Genomic DNA, 17,001 nt, shown 5'->3' with positions numbered 1-17,001 from the left:
CTGGCTGCCTGCGTCGCTGTGACAGCGCAGCCCTTCGAACCGTTGTCCGCTCAGCTGAGCGCCGCGGGACCAGCGGGCCATCTCGATCGCGTCGAGCACCATGGTGGTGCGCATGTGTGAGGCGACCCGCCAGCCCACGATCATCCGGCTGAAGACGTCGGTGATGAAGCAGACGTAGGCCACCCCGGCCCAGGTCGGCACGTAGGTCAGGTCGGTGACCCAGAGCTGGTTGGGTGCCGTGGCGGTGAAGACCCGCTCGACCAGGTCTGGATGCCTCGACGCGCCCGGGTCGGGTCTGGTGGTCCGGAGCCGCTTGGTCCGCCGGGCCCCTTCGATGCCCTCCAGCCGCATCAGCCGGGCCACCTGGTCCCGGCCGAGGTCGTGGCCGGCCCGGCGGGCGGCCTTCCACAGTTTCCGGGTCCCGTAGACGCGGTAGTTGTCTTCCCACAACTGCCGGATCAGCGGTCTCATCACTGCGTCGCGTTGCGACCTCGACGAGGCCGGGCGGGTCTTGACGGCGTAGTAGCTGCTCGGAGCCACCTGGAGTCCTGCGCCACGCAGGACCCGACAGATGGGCTCGACCCCGAGCTGACGTCCCTCGAAGAGCTCGTGCCGGTTGGCATCGATGAACGCCACGATCAGGGCTGTTGGCGGTCGAGCTCCGCCCCGAAGAAAGTCGCGGCCCGTCGCAGGATCTCGTTGGCCCGCCGCAGTTCACGGTTCTCCTGCTCCAGCGCCTTGACCCTGGCTGCCTCGTCGGTGGTCACACCCGGCGCGTGACCCTCGTCGATCTCGGCCTGACGCACCCAGGCCCGCACCGACTCCAACCCGTAACCCAGCTGGCGCGCCACCCGTGCGATCGTCCCGATATCGGTGCCCAGCTCGGCGCGCAGCGTCCGAACCATCCGCACCGCCGCGTCCTTCTCTTCCTGGCTGTACCGCCGCGTGCTCGGCTTCCCAGGCGTGATGTCCCTCGGCATAACTCCATCCTCGTTCCCAAACGATGGAGCCTCCAGCGAACCCAGGGCGGTTCAACAGGCTCGACCAGCGGTGGTGGGGGAGGTCTCGACAGGCTCGACCAGCGGTGGTGGCGGAGGTCTCGACAGGCTCGACCAGCGGTGGTGGGGGAGGTCTCGACAGGCTCGACCAGCGAGGCTAGACCGCGGCGTCGGCGGCCGCCTCGAGCTCGACGACCACGATCCTGGTCATCCGCAGCATCGCCTCGGTGGCGGCGGTGGCCCGCCGCGGGTCGGGGTCCTCCATCAGCTCGTAGAGCCGGCGCGGGACGATCTGCCACGACAGCCCGTAGCGGTCCTTGAGCCACCCGCAGACCGATGGCTCGCCGCCGTCGGCGGTGAGCGAGCTCCAGTAGTGGTCGACCTCGGCCTGGTCCGCACACGTCACCGAGAAGGAGATCGACTCGCTGAAGCCGGCGTGCGCGGGACCGCCGTTGATGGCCCGGAAGGTCAGCCCGTCGATGGTGAACTCACCGGCCATCACCGTGCCCGGCTCGCCCGGGCCGGACTCGGTGTAGCGCGCGAGATGTCCGATCGAGGAGTTCGGGAAGATCGAGGTGTAGAACCCAGCCGCCTCCTCCAGCTCGTGGTCGAACCACAGACAGGGGGTGATGGCGTTCGCCGCTGCGAGAGTCATGCCAGCAGAGACCCGGTGCGGTACGCCGACTCATCGGAACCGGTCTCTCTAGACTCGAAGCGTGGACTTCTACTCCGCCTACGCGCACGGGTTCGCCCGCGTCGCGGCCTGCACGCTGCCCGTTGCGATCGCGGACCCGGCGGCCAACGCGAAGGCTGTGCTGGCCCAGGCGCGGGAGTGCCACGACAACGCGGTGGCGGTGGCGGTCTTCCCGGAGCTGTGCCTGACCGGGTACGCCGTCGACGACCTGTTCCTCCAGGAGACGCTGCTCGACGCCGCGCACGACGCGCTTCACGACGTCGTCCGGGGCAGTGCCGACCTGCTGCCGATCCTCGTGGTCGGCGTTCCACTGGTGCACGGCACGCGGGTGCTCAACTGTGCGGCCGTGGTCCACAAGGGCCGGATCCTGGGCGTGGCGGCGAAGTCCTACCTGCCGACCTACCGCGAGTTCTACGAACGCCGCTGGTTCGCTCCCGGCGACGACCGCCGCGGCGAGATGATCGAGGTCTGCGGCTCGGTCGTGCCGCTCGGGCCGGACCTGATCTTCGCCGCCACCGACCATCCCGACCTCAAGCTCCACGTGGAGATCTGCGAGGACATGTGGGTGCCGATCCCGCCCAGCGCCGAGGCCACCCTGGCGGGCGCCACCGTGGTCGCCAACCTCTCCGGCAGCCCGATCACCGTGGCGCGTGCCGAGGACCGCACGCTGCTGGCCCGCAGCGCCAGCGCGCGCTGCAATGCGGCGTACGTCTTCTCCGCCGCAGGGCAAGGGGAGTCGACCACCGACCTGAGCTGGGACGGGCAGACGATGGTCTATGAGTCCGGAGAGCTGCTCGCCGAGGGGCCGCGGTTCCCCGAGGGACCGGTCTGCACGGTCGCGGACGTCGACCTCGTCCGGCTCCGCCAGGACCGGCTGCGGCAGGGCACGCACGACGACAACCGGCGCACCCACCAGGAGCGGGTAGACCGGTTCCGCACCGTCGAGCTCGAGCTCGACCCGCCGACCGGCGACGTGGGGCTGCGCCGGAAGGTGGACCGGTTCCCGTTCGTCCCCGACGACCCGGAGCGGCTGGCGCTCGACTGTTACGAGGCCTACAACATCCAGGTCTCCGGGATCGAGCAGCGGCTGACCGCGATCGGCCAGCCGAAGGCGGTCATCGGCCTCAGCGGCGGCCTCGACTCCACCCACGCCCTGATCGTCACCGCGAAGGCCATGGACCGGCTGGGCCGTCCCCGGTCCGACATCCACGGGTTCACGATGCCCGGCTTCGCGACCGGAGAGCAGACGAAGTCCTACGCCACCCGGCTGGCCAAGTCGCTCGGCATCACCTTCGAGGAGCTCGACATCACCGCGGCCGCGCGGCAGATGCTCAGCGACATCGACCATCCCTTCGCCGACGGCGAGGAGGTCTACGACGTCACCTTCGAGAACGTCCAGGCCGGGCTGCGCACCGACTACCTGTTCCGGCTGGCCAACCACCGCGGGGGGATCGTCGTCGGGACCGGCGACCTGTCCGAGCTCGCGCTCGGCTGGTGCACCTACGGCGTCGGGGACCAGATGTCGCACTACGGCGTCAACGCCGGCGTACCCAAGACCCTCGTCCAGCACCTGATCCGCTGGGTGGCAGGCAATGGTGAGTTCGACGACGAGACCAACGAGCTGCTCGGAGAGATCGTCGAGCAGGAGATCACCCCCGAGCTGATCCCGACCCGCGAGGACAAGCTGCCGCAGGCGACCGAGGACTCGGTCGGTCCGTACTCGCTCCAGGACTTCACGCTCTTCCGTGTCCTGCGCTTCGGAGACAAGCCGTCGAGGATCGCCTTCCTCGCCTGGCATGCCTGGCGCGACGAGAAGCAGGGGGAGTGGCCGCCCAACTTTCCCGAGGAGCGCCGGGTGTCCTATGACCTCGCCACCATCCGGAAGTGGCTCGAGGTCTTCATCAAGCGGTTCTTCGCCAGCCAGTTCAAGCGCTCGGCGCTCCCCAACGGCCCCAAGGTCAGTGCCGGCGGCACCATGTCCCCCCGCGGTGACTGGCGGATGCCCTCCGACGCGCACCCGACGGCGTGGCTGGCCGAGCTGGAGAACGTGCCGAAGTCCTGACGTCCGCGGTTCAGGAATGGTCACGACGGTCCATTGACCCCGCCCTGGGGCGAGTCGGAGACTTGTGGGTTGAGGGGAAGGGGGCTGTCATGGCTTGGACCCTGAGCGGCAGCTACTCGGAGACCTGTTCGTGCGAGCTGATGTGCCCGTGCAACACGTCCCTGGACCACGGTGCGACCTACGACTACTGCCGGGTCGTCCTGGCCTTCAGGATCCGGGAAGGGGAGGTCGATGGCACCGACATCGCAGATCGCCGAGTGGTGCTGATCGCCGAGACCCCCAAGGTGATGACGGACGGGGACTGGCGGCTTGGCGTGTACGTCGACGACGAGGCGGACGACGAGCAGTTCGACAAGCTGGTGAAGGTGTTCGGCGGACAGCTCGGCGGTCCGATGGGCGCCCTGGCCCCCCTCGTCGGTGAGGTGCTCGGCGTCGAACGCGCCGCGATCAGCATCAACGACGACGGTCTGCTCCACACTGTTCGCGTCGGGGAGACGATCGACTTCGAGATCGAGGACATCGTCCCGTTCGGCGTCGAGACGGGCGAGCCCGTGCGATTCCACGGCATGTTCCACCCGGTGGGCTCCGACCTCACGATGGCCGAGGCCAAGCACACCCGCATCAACGCGTTCGGAATCACCTACGAGGGCCGCACCGGTCTGTCCAAGTCGGAGTTCTCCTGGGCGGCGTAGGACGCCGATGACATTGCTCGGGGGGCGCCGCGCGACGGGCGCTGGCCTGGCTCCGACCTACGCCGCAGCACGCGCCCGGCTCGGCCTGGTGGCCGCCTTGTTCGTCGTCGCGCTCGTCGGCTGGGTGTGGACCGTGCAGGAGATGCGCGGCATGGACGCCGGACCCTGGACCGACCTCGGCGGCTTGGCGTGGTTCCTCGGTGTGTGGGTGGTGATGATGGCGGCGATGATGTTCCCGTCGGTCGCGCCGGTCGTCGCCCTCTACACCAAGGTCACCAGGGACGCCTCCCCGTTCTCGCCGTGGCTCTTCGTCGGTGGCTACCTCCTGACCTGGACCGGCGCCGGGCTCCTCGCCTACCTGCTGGGGTCCGCGGCCACGGCCGTGCTCGGCGACCGGCTCGCCTGGGATCGGGGCGGCCACGCCCTGGCCGCCACGACACTCTTCGTCGCGGCCGTCTACGAGCTGACCCCGCTCAAGGACGTGTGCCTGGCCAGGTGCCGCAGCCCGCTCGGCTCCTTCCTCGGCTCGTGGCGGGGTGGGCGCACCGGCGCGGTGCGGATGGGACTCCGGAACGGTGCCTGGTGCGTCGGGTGCTGCTGGGCGCTGATGGCCTCGCTGTTCGCACTCGGAGTCATGAGCGTGTCCTGGATGGCGCTGGTGGCCGCGACGATCGCCGCCGAGAAGACCCTTCCCTGGCGCTACCTACCCCTGGCAACGGCGGTGCTCCTGGCGGGGCTCGGCCTGCTGGTGCTGCTCGCGCCCGAGAGCCTGCCCGGCCTGACCGTGCCCCCGGGTGACCCGATGCGGATGGGTTAGCAACCGGCGCCGGGGAAACATCGAGTGACCCACTCAGCACGCCCGAACCGTCTTCTGACATGCAATACGGGTCAGTCGACGGTCCCGGCGCCAGTCGGGGCACCCACCAATAGGCTGATGCCATGGGCAAGCAGGAAGACTTCGTGCTGCGTGCGCTCGAGGAGCGTGACGTCCGGTTCGTGCGGCTGTGGTTCACCGACGTGCTCGGGTTCCTCAAGTCGGTCGCGGTGGCGCCGGCCGAGCTCGAGGGCGCGTTCGCGGAGGGCATCGGCTTCGACGGCTCCGCGATCGAGGGGTTCGCGCGGGTCTACGAGTCCGACATGCTGGCCAAGCCAGACCCGTCGACGTTCCAGATCCTCCCGTGGCGCGGCGAAGGGCCCAGCACGGCCCGGATGTTCTGCGACATCGTGATGCCCGACGGCTCGCCGTCGTACGCCGACCCGCGGTTCGTCCTCAAGCGCACGCTGGCCAACGCGGCCGACCAGGGGTTCACCTTCTACACCCACCCCGAGATCGAGTTCTACCTGTTCAAGAACAACCCCGAGGCCGGTGCCGAGCCGGTGCCGGTCGACCGCAGCGGCTACTTCGACCACACCGCACAGAGCAAGGGCTCGGACTTCCGCCGCGAGGCGATCACGATGCTGGAGTCGATGGGCATCTCGGTGGAGTTCAGCCACCACGAGGGCGGCCCAGGCCAGCAGGAGATCGACCTGCGGTACGCCGATGCGCTGAGCACGGCCGACAACATCATGACCTTCCGCACGGTGGTCCGGGAGGTGGCGCTGAGCCAGGGCATCTGGGCGACGTTCATGCCCAAGCCGTTCACCACCCATCCGGGCTCCGGGATGCACACCCACGTGAGCCTGTTCGAGGGCGACCAGAACGCCTTCTACGAGGCCGGCAGCGAGTACCAGCTCTCCAAGGTCGGCCGGCAGTTCATCGCGGGCATCCTGGCCCACGCGCAGGAGATCAGCGTGGTCACCAACCAGTGGGTCAACAGCTACAAGCGGATGATGGTCGGCGCCGAGGCGCCGTCCTACGTCTGCTGGGGCCACAACAACCGCAGCGCGATGATCCGGGTCCCGATGTACAAGCCGCTCAAGGGCCAGTCCACTCGCATCGAGCTGCGCACCCTCGATGCCGCCTGCAACCCCTACCTGGCGTTCGCGGTGGTGCTGGCCGCGGGCATGAAGGGCATCGACCAAGCGCTCGACCTCCCGCGCGAGGCCGAGGACGACGTCTGGTCCCTCACCGAGCGCGAGCGGCAGAGCCTCGGGATCGAGCCGCTGCCCAAGAGCCTCAACGAGGCGATCGGGATCGCCGAGAAGTCCGAGCTGCTCGCCGAGACCCTCGGCGAGCACGTCTTCGACTTCTTCCTGCGCAACAAGCGCGCCGAGTGGGACGCCTACCGGGGCCAGGTCTCGGCGTTCGAGCGCGACCAGATGCTGCCGGTGCTCTAGGCACCCACACAGATGCGTGTCTACAGCGAGGACCGGGTGCGCCGGCTGCGCATGGTCCTGCGCATCGTGGTCGGCATCGGGGTCTTCGTCGCGATCCTCGCGCTGCTGACCTTCGCCGCGGGCGGCCACCGTGCCGCCGGCGTGGCCGCCGTGGTCGTGGCCGGGCTCCTCATCGGATCGAGCGCCACCGCGCTGCGGCTGCTGCCCGAGGCGGAGCGGCCGGCCAAGATCGCCAGCATCGCCACCGGCGTGCTCTGCATGCTCGCCGGTGTGATCTCGGGCAGCTGGGTGGCGTTCCTGCTGCTGCTGGTCGGGCTCGGCCTGGTCTTCCTCGCCCTCATCCCCGACGAACCCGAAGGAGTCGCGTGAAGACCCTGGTCATCCAGCCCGAGCTCGACGACCCGCCGCACCTGTTCGGCGAGTGGCTCGCCGAGGCGGGGGCCACGCTCGAGGTGTGCCACCCGTACGCCGGCGACGCGGTGCCCACCCTCGACGGCTACGCGGGCCTGCTGGTGATGGGTGGCGCGATGAGCGCCAACGACGACGAGGTGCTCGACTGGATCGGCCCGGTCAAGGAGCTGATCCGGGCGGCGGTCTCCGTCGGCGTACCGACGCTCGGCATCTGCCTCGGCCACCAGCTGATGGGCACCGCGCTGGGCGGCCGGGTGACGCCGAACCCCAACGGCCAGCAGGTCGGCCTGATCCCGGTCGCCTGGACCGATGCCGCGTCCGACGACCGGCTCTTCGCCGGGCTGGCCACCCCGCGCCGAGGCGTCCAGTGGAACTACGACCTCGTCGTCGAGCCGCCGACGGGTGCGGTGGTGCTGGCCCGGACCGAGCCGGGCGAGATCCAGGTCGCCCGCTACGGGCCGGCTGCGTGGGGGGTCCAGCTGCACCCGGAGGTCGACGAGACCGTCGTCGGGACCTGGGTCACCGACTCCGAGCGGGTCGAGCTCGCCGACCGGGGCCTGGACGCCGACCTGCTGCTGCGCGAGATCAAGGAGGCACGGGAGGAGCTCGATGTGGCCTGGGCCCCGCTGGCGGCCGGGTTCGTGGCCATCATGAAGGCACCGAGCCGCCTGGGGCCGCCGTGAGCCACCCCACCACCGAGAAGGGGCGCCTCCTCCGGCTGGGGTTCGAGGAGCCCCAGCTCGCCGAGTCGGCCCTCTCCACTCTCGGCGAGGACGTCGCCGAGCCGCTGGTCGCGCTGATCGCCCGCACCCCCGACCCCGACCTGTCCCTCGCGACCCTGGTCCGCCTCGCCGAGGCGGCCGGCCGACAGCTGGGCCCGCCGGAGCGCGACCGGCTGCTGGCCGCCCTGGTCGACGACGAGGGCACCGCGATGCGGCTGCTCTCGGTGCTCGGCGCCAGCGAGGCGCTCGGCGACCACCTGTGCCGCCATCCAGAGCACTGGCGCGAGCTGACCGACCCGACCCTCGGGTCGACCCGGCCGCCGGCGTACGCCGTGCGAGAGGCGTTGCTCCAAGCGGTCGCCGGCAAGCCGGACCACGAGGCGGTGGACGCCCTGCGGGTGGAGTACCGCCGGTTGTTGCTGCGGCTCGCCGCCCGCGACCTCACCCACCACCTCGGCGTGGACGACGTGGCCGGCGAGCTGTCCGACCTCGCGGCGGGCGTGCTCGACGCGGCGCTGGAGATCGCGCGCCAGCGGGTGGGTGAGTCCGCTGCGCTGGCCCGGCTCGCCGTCGTCGCGATGGGCAAGTGCGGCGGCCACGAGCTCAACTACGTCTCCGACGTCGACGTGGTCTTCGTGCACGAGCCTGGCCCGGGAGACGGGCACAGGGGCGCCGACGAGACCGCCGCCCTCAAGGCCGCGACCCAGCTCGCCGGCCACCTGATGCGGATCTGCTCGGAGCACACCGGCGAGGGCACGATCTGGCAGGTCGACGCCGCGCTGCGCCCCGAGGGCAAGGCCGGGCCGCTCACCCGCACCCTGGCGAGCCACCGGGGCTACTACGAGAAGTGGGCGAGCACCTGGGAGTTCCAGGCCCTGCTCAAGGCTCGGGCGGTGGCGGGCGACCTCGACCTGGGCCGGCAGTACGTCGAGATGGTCCAGCCGTTCGTGTGGAGCGCGGCCGGGCGCGACGGGTTCGTCGAGGACACCCAGGCGATGCGCCGCCGAGTGGTCGAGCACATCCCCACCCAGCACGCGGAGCGGCAGCTCAAGCTGGGCTCGGGGGGGCTCCGCGACGTCGAGTTCGCGGTCCAGCTGCTCCAGCTCGTGCACGGTCGCGCCGACGACCGGATCCGCCAGCCGACCACGCTCGCCGCCCTCGACGCGCTGACCCGGCACGGGTACGTCGGCCGCGACGACGGCGAGTCGCTGCACCGTGCGTACTCCTTCCTGCGCACCCTCGAGCACCGCATCCAGCTCTTCCGGCTCCGCCGGACCCACGTCGTCCCCTCCGACGAGCGGTCGCTGCGCCGGCTCGGCCGCAGCATGGGCCACTTCAAGGAGCCGGTCGCGAGCCTCGACCACGAGTGGCAGCACCACCGCCGGGAGGTGCGGCGGCTCCACGAGAAGCTCTTCTACCGGCCGCTGCTCACCGCGGTGGCGCGGCTGGACACCGACGAGGCCCGGCTGACCCCGGCGGCGGCGACCCAGCGGCTGGCCGCCCTCGGCTTCGCCGACCCGGCCGCGGCGTTGCGGCACCTCGAGGCGCTCACCTCCGGCGTCACTCGCAGGGCGAACATCCAGCGTCAGCTGCTGCCGGCCATGCTCGACTGGTTCGCCGAGGCCCCGGACCCGGACGCGGGGCTGTTCGGCTTCCGCAAGCTGAGCGAGGCGCTCGGGCGGACGCCGTGGTACCTCAAGACCCTGCGCGACGAGGGCCAGGTCGCCGAGCGGCTGGCCCGGCTGCTGGCCACCTCGCGCTATGTCTCCGACCTGCTCGAGAAGGAGCCGGCCGGGGTCCGGATGCTGGGGGAGGAGCTCACGCCGCTCACCGCTCAGCAGTACAACCAGACCGTCGTCGAGGAGATGCTCGCCGCGGCCGGCCGGCGCGACGACGCCGAGCAGGCGGTGCGCGCGATCCGCGCCGTACGCCGCCGCGAGCTGTTCCGCGTCGCGGCCGGCGACACCCTCGGGCTGGTCGACGTCGCCGACGTCGGCGCCGCGCTGTCCCGGATCACCGACGCCACGCTGGAGGCGACGCTCCAGCTCGTCCAGAGGACGGTGGCCGAGGCCAAGGGGCTCTCCGAGCCGCCGGCGCGGATGGCGGTGGTGGCGATGGGCCGATACGGCGGCTTCGAGCTGTCCTACGGCAGCGACGCGGACGTGCTGTTCGTGCACGAGCCGGTCACCGGGGCCGACGGCAGCGAGGCCGACGGGCACGAGGCGTCGTCGTACGCCGTCGCGGTCGCCAACGAGCTGCGCCGGCTGCTCGCCCTGCCCGGCGGGGACCCGCCGCTGGAGGTCGACGCGGCCCTGCGTCCGGAGGGCAAGCAGGGGCCGCTCTCGCGGAGCCTGGAGTCGCACGCGGCCTACTACGCGAAGTGGTCGAAGGTGTGGGAGGCGCAGGCCCTGCTCCGTGCGGACGCCGTGGTCGGCGACCCCGACCTGCGACGGCGGTTCACCGAGCTGATCGACCCGCTGCGCTACCCGCCCGAAGGGCTCTCCGACGACGAGGTGGTGGAGGTCCATCGGATCAAGGCCCGGGTCGACGAGGAGCGGCTGCCGCGCGGCGCCGACCCTGCGAGCCACCTCAAGCTCGGGCGCGGCGGGCTCGCCGACATCGAGTGGACCGTGCAGCTGCTGCAGATGCAGCACGCTTCCGTCGTCCCCGGGCTGCGGACCTCGCGCACCCTCGAGGCGCTGGCCGCGGCCCGGGAGGCGTCGCTGCTCTCCGAGGAGGACGCGGACACGCTGATCCGCGGCTGGCGCTGGGTCAGCCGGGTGCGCAACGCGATCGCGCTCGTGCGCGGCCGGGGTGGCGACCAGCTCCCGCACGACGTCCGCGACCGGGCGGCGGTCGCGAACGTGCTGGGCTACCCGCCCGGCTCCAGCGACCAGATGGTCAACGACCACCTGCGGACGATGCGGGTCTCGCACGCGGTCGTGGACCGGGTGTTCTGGGGATGACGGCAGGTCCCAGCGCGGGTGCGGCAGGCTTCGAGACGGGCGCAGCGACCCCTTCCCGACCACCGGTGCGGCTCCGGGTGCACCAGCAGGAGGCGCTCGCGGCCCTCGACTCGGCCTGGGCGGCCGGCCGGACCCGGGCCTGGGTGGCGCTGCCGCCGGGTGCCGGCAAGACGCTCGTCGGGCTGATGACGGTCCGCGACCGGATCGCCGCGGGCTCGGTCGGGCGGGCGGTGGTGCTCGGCCCGAACACCGCCATCCAGGGCCAGTGGGCGGCACACGCGGCGAGCCTCGGCATCGACGTCGGCACCGACCGGTCGATGGCGCACCGGCTCACCGCGCTGACCTACCAGGCGATCGCGGTCTTCGACGCCGACGACGAGGTCGACGACGATGGCCAAGAGACGGCCCCCACGGTGGCTGAGGTGCGAGGCGCCCCGGAGCCGAGCCTCGAAGCCTCTGGAGCGGAGGCACCCGCTGGATCCGACGGACGCTTCGAGGCTCGCAAGCTCGCACCTCAGCCACCGTCGGGATCGCTCCTTGACCGGCTGCACGAGAACGGGCGGGCGTTCGTCGAGGAGCTCGAGAACGCCGGACCGCTGCTGCTCGTCCTCGACGAGTGCCACCACCTGCTCGAGGTGTGGGGCCGGCTGATCGGTGAGCTGCTCGACCAGCTCCCCAACGCGCTGGTGCTCGGGCTGACCGCCACGCCACCCGAGGCGCTGACCGCGGACCAGGCGGCGTTGGTCGACGAGCTGTTCGGCACGCCGCTCTACCGCGTCTCGATCCCGGCCGTGGTCAAGGTCGGTGATCTGGCGCCGTTTGTGGAGCTCGCCTGGCTGACCACGCCGACCCCCACCGAGGACGACTGGCTGGCCGCCGAGGCCGAGCGGTTCCGGGAGCTCGTCACCCAGCTGACCGACCCGGCGTTCGGGTCGATGCCGTTCCTGCCGTGGCTGGACGCGCGGTTCGTGGCCAGCCGGGCGCCCTGGCTGACCCTGGTCAAGGAGCAGCCGGACCTGTGCCGGGCGGTGCTCCGCCTCCACCACGTCGGGATGATCGGGCTGCCGACCGGCGCACGGATGCAGGAGGAGCACCGGTCCGCGCCCACTGCGGACGACTGGGTGCTGCTGGTCGACGACTGGCTGACCGGGCGGCTCACCAGGACCGGGCTGCCCGAGGACGAGCAGGTGGTCGAGGCAGTACGCCGGGCGCTGCCCTCGGTCGGCTACCAGTGGACCAAGCGGGGCATCCGCCGCGGGCGCAGCCCGGTCGACCGGGTGCTGGCCCGGTCGGAGGCCAAGACCACTGCCGTGGTCGAGATCTGCGCCCACGAGCACCTCAACCTCGCCGAGCGGATGCGGATGCTCGTCCTCTGCGACCACGAGCGCGCCGGCGCCACCCTGCCGGCCGACCTCAGCGGCGTCATCGACCAGCAGGCCGGCTCGGCGCATGCGATGCTGGCGGCGCTGGTCGGCGCGCCGGAGACCACCGGGCTCAACCCGATGCTGGTGACCGGCAGGACGGTGGCGGGGGCGGCGACGACGTTGACCACCTTCCTGGCCGCGCTGCCCGACCGCGACCTGGCCGAGCGGCTCACGATCCAGCCCCTCGACGGCCGGCTCTCCCAGCTCGTCGGGCCGTGGGAGCCCCGCGACTGGGTGGGCCTGGTGACGTCGTACTTCGAGGACGGCCACACCCAGGTGCTGGTCGGCACCCGCGCGCTCCTCGGCGAGGGCTGGGACGCCAAGCGGATCACCGGGCTGGCCGACGTCACCGCCGTCACGACGATCACCTCCGTCGTGCAGACCCGCGGCCGGGCTCTCCGGACCGACCCGCAGTGGCCGGAGAAGGTCGCGGTCAACTGGTCGCTGGTCTGCGTCTCGGACAAGCACCCCAAGGGCGGCAACGACTGGGACCGGCTGGTCCGCAAGCACGCCGGCTACTTCGGGATCGACCCGGAGGGACAGGTCGTCGACGGCGTCGCGCACCTGGACCCGGCGTTCTCGCCGTTCGTCCCGCCGCCGGTGGCCGAGTTCGACGCGGTGAACGCCCGGGCGACGGTTCGCGCGGAGCAGCGCCCTGCCGTCCGCGACCAGTGGCAGGTCGGGGAGCCGTACGTCGACAGCGCGGTCTACGGCATCAGGATCAAGGAGCGCGGCAGGGCGGAGGCGGGTGGGTTCGGGCTGGGGTCCGGCCCCGCCGACGTGGTCCTGCGGCCGGACGCCGCCGAGCTCCGGGGCATCCGGAGGCACCGGGTCCGGGACCGCGCGACGTCGCTGGTGGCCGGCGCCGGGGTGGTCGCCGCGCTGGTGGCCGGGGTCGCCGGTGCCCCGCTGGTGCTGGCCGGGGGAGTGCTCGCCGCCCTGGGCTTCGGTGCGCTCCGGGTGCGGTCCCACCTCCGCCACGGCCAGGAGCTCCTGCACGCGGCCGAGGAGGCGCCGTCGGTCATCCGGATCGCCTCGGCCGTCGCCGACGGGCTGCTCGCGGCCGGGCTGGTCCGCCGCGGCTCGGACTCGGTCGAGGTCGCGCTCGACCACGAGGGGGAGTACCGCTGCGTCCTGCACGACGTCGACGAGACCGAGGCCCAGATGTTCGCGGACGCCCTCGACGAGGCGGTGTCCCCGATCGCGCTGCCGCGCTACCTGGTGCCGCGCTGGGTCCGGACCGAGCGGGAGGTGACCTGGTGGCGCTCGCTGTGGGCCGGGTTCGGGCGGCTGAAGCCGGACGGCGTGGTCTGGCACGCCGTGCCCTCGGTGCTCGGCGTCAACGCCGAGCGCGCCGCGGCGTACGCCCGGGCCTGGGACCACTGGGTCGGCGGAGGTGACCCCGTCTACACCGGCTCACCCGAGGGCCAGGGGATCCTCGCCGCGCAGCAGGGCACCGACCCGTTCGCCGCGAGCACCGTCATGCGGCGCCAGTGGGGTTAGGGCGTGTCTCTCAATTGCTGGTGGATGCCGGCGTCGTCCAGGGCGTGCGATGGGGGCGTCGCAGGCCCGCGCGCAGACTGGGCGTCTTCGAAGGGTCGGCGCCGTCGCCAGCGTGCGTGCTGGGCGGCGTCCGACGCCACCATGAATTGAGAGACACGTCCTAGGTCACTCCTCCGGCCTTCGGATGGACGCGGTGCCGGTGCTCCACGATGGTGGCGTCGGCGTCGAACTTCGGGTCGGCCACGAGGTACTGCGCCAGGAGGCTGTCGTGCCGGTGATGTGGGGGCGCCACGGGGTCCGGGATCACGCGCCCCTCAGCGGCGTCCCAGAGCCGGTCGGCCCACGCCCACATGCGCCGCGCCGCGAGACCGAACAGGCCGGTGTGCGGCGTGTACGGATGCGGTCTGGTGGGTCCGCTGACCTCGGACTCGAAGACCTGCCGGGCCAGCGCGTCGGTCTCGTCGGGGCGGCACCTGACCAGTGCCTCCACCAGCTCGCCCTCGATCCGGTTGTGCTCGCCCAGCTCGGAGCCCACGGTCTCCCACAGCTCCGGCCACGCGAGGTGGATGGCGTGTGCCTCGCCGTACAGCCGCCCCTTGAGCAGGCTCAGCGTGTGCTCGAGCCGGCGCGCGGCCTGCAGGTAGTGGTGGCAGAGCTGCTCGCCGTCGGGGACCTGGTGCCGCACCCGTCCCAGCAGGCTCGCCTCGACGGCGGCCAGGTGCCGGCTCGTCGCTGCCATGAACGTGTCGGTCGCCGCGTAGTTGTCACGCGGCCGATGCGGGTCACGGTGCGGACGCCGGGCCTCTCGCAACCGCTGCTCCAGGGAGCGGTGGGTCGCCTCGATCGTCAACGTCAAGGAGTCATCGTGCGTCATCGGACTCACCTCTCCGAGAAGCGCGTCTGACGCCGGTGCGATCGCCAGACCGCTGCGTCAAGTGTGTACCCGCGACCGCGTGGGGGCAACGGACCAGAGCGGCTCTCGTCATGGGCATAGTTGGCTCATGACTGCCGACGAGACGATCAGGGCCAAGGCCGCCGAGCTGCTCCGACTCCACCAGGACCCGACGCTGCTGACCCTGGTGAACGTCTGGGACGTGGTCAGTGCGAAGACGGTCGCGGCCGTCGACGGCACCACGGCGCTGGCCACCGCCAGCCACTCGATCGCCGCCAGCTTCGGCTACGAGGACGGCGAGAACATCCCGCTCGACCTGATGCTGGAGCAGGTGAGGCGGATCGTCGACGCGACCGAGCTCCCGGTGACCGCGGACCTCGAGGGCGGCTACGGCAACGCGCCCGAGACGATCCGGCGCGCGATCGGGCTCGGCGTGGTCGGCGCCAACATCGAGGACCAGCTCAAGCCGCTCCCGGTGGCGGCCAGGCAGGTCGAGGAGATCATGAAGGTGGGCGAGCAGGAGGGTGTCGACTTCGTGCTCAACGCGCGCACCGACGCGTTCGCGCGTGGCCGCGACCGCGACCCGGACGTGAACCTCGCCGACGCGATCGAGCGCGGCAAGGCCTACCTCGACGCCGGCGCACCCGTGATCTTCGTGCCGGCCCGGCTCACCGAGGACCAGATCCTGGCCCTGGTCGACGCGTTCGGCCCGCAACGGCTCACGACCATCGGCATCCCCGGCAACCCGCCGCGCGACTGGCAGCAGGCGCACGGCGTCGCGCGGACGTCGTACGGCCCGCTGTCGCAGAACGTCGCCCTGACCGCGCTCCAGGAGCTCGTCGAGGAGGTCCACCGCGGCGGCGGCGTGCAGGCCAACCTGCGTCTTCTCAACTGAGGCGCCTTCTCGACCGAGGTCCCCCGGGAGAGGCCCGAAGGTCCCTGTCCCCGGGGGCCTCGTCACGAGCAGTCTGGACAGGTGTCGCGCCGCAGCATCGCCCCCGTGGACACGATCTGGCTGAACATGGACCGTGAGGACAACCTCATGGTCATCGAGAGCCTGATGACGACCGCCGGGCGGCTCGACCCGGACCGGCTGGCCGCGGCGCTCGAGGAGCGGGTGCTGTCGCGGTACCCGGTCTTCCGGCAGCGCCCGGTCGACGCCCCGCTGCCATGGCGGCTGCCGCGGTGGGAGGACGACCCTGCCTTCGACCTGTCCCATCACGTGCAGGTCGGTGAGCTGCCGGAGCCGGGCGACGACCGCGCGCTGCAGGCCTACGTCTCCGGTCAGCTCGGTCGGCCCCTGCGCCGCGACCGTCCTCTCTGGGAGATCCACCTCTTGCAGGGGTACGGCGGCGGGTCGGCCCTCTACTCCCGGCTGCACCACTCGATGGCTGACGGCATCGCGCTGACCAAGGTGTTGCTCTCGCTCACCGACGTCAGCCCCGACGGCACCCTGGTGCCGGACGACTCACTCGAGTCGCACCAGCACGGCTGGCTAGAAGTCGGCGGGCACGTGGTCGGCAGGCTGGCCACACCGCGACGAGCGCTCTCGACGGCCCGACACACGCTCGACCTGACCCTCAGCAGCACCGGGGTGGCGGCCAAGCTCCTCCTCGCGACGAACCCGCCCTCACCCGTCAACGGGACTCCCCGTCCCGCCAAGCGGGCGGTGTGGGGCGACCCGGTCCCGCTGGCTGCGATCAAGCAGACGGCCCACCACACCGGCACCACCGTGAACGACGTCGTGGTCGCGGCCCTGGCCGGTGCCCTCACGACCTACCAGGTCGAGCACGGCACCGAGCCGGTCGACGTCCCGACCATGGTGCCGGTCAACCTGCGGCCCGACGACGAGCCGCTCCCCGCCGAGCTGGGCAACCGGTTCGCGCTGGTCCTGCTCACCCTGCCGTCCGGGCTGCGGACGCCGTTCGCCCGCCTGGCCGAGACCAGCCGCCGGATGACGGCCATCAAGGAGTCGCCGGAGGCCTGGCTGACCTTCGGGATCATCCGCGGCATCGGCCGCACCGGGCCGATGCTGGAGCGCTACCTCGTCGACTTCTTCGCCAACAAGGCGACCGGGGTCACGACCAACGTGCCCGGACCGTCCTCACCGTGCTACCTCGCCGGCCAGCGGGTGGTCGCGATGCTGGGCTGGGCGCCGGAGTCGGGGCGCCAGACGCTGGGCACCTGCATCTTCAGCTACGACGGCCGGCTCCACGTCGGGTTCAAGGTCGACACCGCGACCATCGCCGACCCGGAGGGGCTGGTCCGGGCCTTCGACGCCGAGATCGAGGCGTTGTGCCGGCTCGCGCCGATCCCCGAGCCGGTGACCGCGCGCGAGTGATCGCAGCGGCTGCAAGGTC

At 71.8% G+C, this 17,001-nt stretch carries 12 protein-coding genes and 1 pseudogene; 10 read left to right on the top strand and 3 right to left on the bottom strand.

Features of this window, described 5'->3' with window-relative positions; translation table 11 throughout:
* Both VFV89_RS10640 and VFV89_RS10635 read right to left on the bottom strand, forming a co-directional pair.
* Positions 1–980: pseudogene (locus VFV89_RS10640) on the bottom strand (IS3 family transposase); the annotation flags it as partial.
* A 175-nt stretch (positions 981–1,155) separates the two neighbouring features.
* Positions 1,156–1,653, bottom strand: coding sequence for a VOC family protein (locus VFV89_RS10635; protein ID WP_329705907.1), 498 nt, complete (start codon positions 1,651–1,653; stop codon positions 1,156–1,158).
* Between the two features lie 61 nt (positions 1,654–1,714).
* On the opposite strand from VFV89_RS10635, the gene VFV89_RS10630 reads away from it, so the two are divergent.
* From VFV89_RS10630 to VFV89_RS10595, 8 genes are all read left to right on the top strand, one after another.
* Positions 1,715–3,754, top strand: a complete 2,040-nt coding sequence (locus VFV89_RS10630; protein ID WP_329705906.1) for an NAD(+) synthase — start codon at positions 1,715–1,717, stop codon at positions 3,752–3,754.
* Positions 3,755–3,843: 89 nt separating this feature from the next.
* Positions 3,844–4,446, top strand: coding sequence for a DUF1326 domain-containing protein (locus VFV89_RS10625; protein ID WP_329705905.1), 603 nt, complete (start codon positions 3,844–3,846; stop codon positions 4,444–4,446).
* A gap of 7 nt (positions 4,447–4,453) precedes the next feature.
* On the top strand, positions 4,454–5,263 hold the full coding sequence (locus tag VFV89_RS10620; RefSeq protein ID WP_329705904.1) for a DUF2182 domain-containing protein: 810 nt from the start codon (positions 4,454–4,456) through the stop codon (positions 5,261–5,263).
* A gap of 122 nt (positions 5,264–5,385) precedes the next feature.
* Positions 5,386–6,723, top strand: coding sequence for a glutamine synthetase family protein (locus VFV89_RS10615; RefSeq protein WP_329705903.1), 1,338 nt, complete (start codon positions 5,386–5,388; stop codon positions 6,721–6,723).
* 12 nt (positions 6,724–6,735) lie between these two features.
* A complete protein-coding gene (locus tag VFV89_RS10610) occupies positions 6,736–7,092 on the top strand; it encodes a hypothetical protein (protein WP_329705902.1) in 357 nt (118 codons plus the stop codon).
* Positions 7,089–7,817, top strand: coding sequence for a type 1 glutamine amidotransferase (locus VFV89_RS10605; RefSeq protein ID WP_329705901.1), 729 nt, complete (start codon positions 7,089–7,091; stop codon positions 7,815–7,817). Before VFV89_RS10610 ends, VFV89_RS10605 begins: the two co-directional genes overlap by 4 nt.
* Positions 7,814–10,822 (top strand): bifunctional [glutamine synthetase] adenylyltransferase/[glutamine synthetase]-adenylyl-L-tyrosine phosphorylase, encoded by a 3,009-nt coding sequence (locus tag VFV89_RS10600; protein WP_329705900.1) that lies wholly within the window; start codon positions 7,814–7,816, stop codon positions 10,820–10,822. Before VFV89_RS10605 ends, VFV89_RS10600 begins: the two co-directional genes overlap by 4 nt.
* A 77-nt stretch (positions 10,823–10,899) precedes the next feature.
* Positions 10,900–13,749, top strand: coding sequence for a DEAD/DEAH box helicase family protein (locus tag VFV89_RS10595; RefSeq protein ID WP_329705899.1), 2,850 nt, complete (start codon positions 10,900–10,902; stop codon positions 13,747–13,749).
* A 160-nt stretch (positions 13,750–13,909) separates the two neighbouring features.
* On the opposite strand, the gene VFV89_RS10590 is transcribed toward VFV89_RS10595, so the two are convergent.
* On the bottom strand, positions 13,910–14,623 hold the full coding sequence (locus VFV89_RS10590; protein ID WP_329705898.1) for a hypothetical protein: 714 nt from the start codon (positions 14,621–14,623) through the stop codon (positions 13,910–13,912).
* A 127-nt stretch (positions 14,624–14,750) separates the two neighbouring features.
* Here VFV89_RS10590 and VFV89_RS10585 point away from each other — a divergent pair, with 127 nt between their 5' ends.
* Both VFV89_RS10585 and VFV89_RS10580 read left to right on the top strand, forming a co-directional pair.
* Positions 14,751–15,536: an isocitrate lyase/phosphoenolpyruvate mutase family protein gene (locus VFV89_RS10585; protein ID WP_329705897.1), complete on the top strand. Its 786-nt coding sequence runs from the start codon at positions 14,751–14,753 to the stop codon at positions 15,534–15,536.
* Between the two features lie 105 nt (positions 15,537–15,641).
* Positions 15,642–16,982 (top strand): wax ester/triacylglycerol synthase family O-acyltransferase, encoded by a 1,341-nt coding sequence (locus tag VFV89_RS10580; protein ID WP_329705896.1) that lies wholly within the window; start codon positions 15,642–15,644, stop codon positions 16,980–16,982.
* The last annotated feature ends 19 nt before the right edge of the window (positions 16,983–17,001 follow it).

The organism is Nocardioides sp. (assembly GCF_036274455.1).
In the GTDB taxonomy this organism is placed as follows: Bacteria; Actinomycetota; Actinomycetes; order Propionibacteriales; family Nocardioidaceae; genus Nocardioides.
Note: the sequence above shows the minus strand (reverse complement) of the source record. Positions and strands in the feature narration are given on the sequence as shown.

Excerpts from the sequence above, each read along its gene's own strand:
- VFV89_RS10590 (WP_329705898.1), bottom strand. The coding sequence starts at position 14,623 with ATGACGCACGATGACTCCTTGACGTTGACGATCGAGGCGACCCACCGC.
- VFV89_RS10625 (WP_329705905.1), top strand. The coding sequence starts at position 3,844 with ATGGCTTGGACCCTGAGCGGCAGCTACTCGGAGACCTGTTCGTGCGAG.
- VFV89_RS10585 (WP_329705897.1), top strand. The coding sequence starts at position 14,751 with ATGACTGCCGACGAGACGATCAGGGCCAAGGCCGCCGAGCTGCTCCGA.
- VFV89_RS10615 (WP_329705903.1), top strand. The coding sequence starts at position 5,386 with ATGGGCAAGCAGGAAGACTTCGTGCTGCGTGCGCTCGAGGAGCGTGAC.
- VFV89_RS10620 (WP_329705904.1), top strand. The coding sequence starts at position 4,454 with ATGACATTGCTCGGGGGGCGCCGCGCGACGGGCGCTGGCCTGGCTCCG.
- VFV89_RS10635 (WP_329705907.1), bottom strand. The coding sequence starts at position 1,653 with ATGACTCTCGCAGCGGCGAACGCCATCACCCCCTGTCTGTGGTTCGAC.
- VFV89_RS10610 (WP_329705902.1), top strand. The coding sequence starts at position 6,736 with ATGCGTGTCTACAGCGAGGACCGGGTGCGCCGGCTGCGCATGGTCCTG.